2 protein-coding genes are annotated in these 1,116 nt (G+C 69.6%); both read right to left on the bottom strand.

The features are described from left to right. The coding region (locus ACFWPS_RS54035) for a condensation domain-containing protein (protein WP_383721940.1) at nt 1-398 on the bottom strand (398 nt) is incomplete at its 3' end. Nucleotides 399-438: 40 nt separating this feature from the next. Beyond that, on the bottom strand, nt 439-1,116 hold a 678-nt coding region (locus ACFWPS_RS54040), incomplete at its 5' end, for a condensation domain-containing protein (RefSeq protein ID WP_383721942.1).

A 1,116-nucleotide genomic window follows, 5' to 3' on the forward strand; every position in this document is an offset into this window, starting at 1 on the left:
GCCACCCGCACCAACGGCGGCACCCCCACATCAAACCCACACGCCAACTCCTCCCCCGCCACCCGCTCCGCCGCCACCACCGCACCACCGTCACCGCCGGCGTCACCACCCAACCCCGACACATCCACCTCACGCCACGGCAACACCACCTCCCGAGCGACTACTTGAACCGCTTCACCGGACTTACGCCGCCGGAACCCGGCGCGCAGCACCGCGTGCCGCTGGAGCAACGCCTGCCACGTCTTCCGCAACCGTGCCGCGTCCACCGGCCCGGTCAGCTCCAGAGTCCGCTGCCCCACATACGCATCCGAGCCCTCGCTCTCGATGGCAGCGTGGAAGAGCATCCCCTCCTGGAGGGGAGACAGCGGCCAGATGTCTTCTATGCCAATCCGAGTCATCGCGTGCTACTCCTCACAACGGTCTTCGGCAGTGGTCGGATCACATGAGGTCGTCGGCGAACTCTGCTTCCAGATCGTCGAGTTCGTCCTGTGCGAGATCGACGAGCGGGAAGTCGGAGGGGGTGTGGCCGCCCGCGCCGGGATCGGCGGTATGGGCGGCGAGCCCGGACAGCAGCTCCAGCCACGCACGGCCCAGCCGCTCGGCGGCAGCATCGTCGAACAGTGCGGCGGGCCAGCTCAGGGTGAGCTCGAGTACGGGGCCGTCGGGCGTGTCCCGGACCACTGCACCGGCGTCGAGCGGGTGGGAGGCGGGCATGGCGGGATCGGCGGCTCCGCCGAGCGCGGAGGGGCCGGCTGGCTCCCAGGGGACGATCGGGTCGGCGGTGGAGGTAGAACTGGAGGTGGAGGTGGAGGCGAATCGTCCCAGGTAGTTGAAGCCGATCTGAGGCGACGGCAGGGAGCCCAACTCGTCGCGTGTCCGCGGGTTGAGGTGGCGGAGCAGTCCATAGCCGAGTCCGTCCCCGGGAACGGCCTGCACCTGCTCCTTGATCCGCTTCACCAGATCACCGGCCCCCGCACCACCCGAAGCGGCGTCGGCCAGGTCCACCCCGGACGCATCCAACCGCACCGGATACGCCGCCGTGAACCACCCCACCGTCCGCGACAGATCCATCCCCTCCACAAGCGACTCCCGCCCGTGCCCCTCCACCTCCACCAA

The organism is Streptomyces sp. NPDC058457 (assembly GCF_042720695.1).
GTDB lineage: Bacteria > Actinomycetota > Actinomycetes > Streptomycetales > Streptomycetaceae > Streptomyces.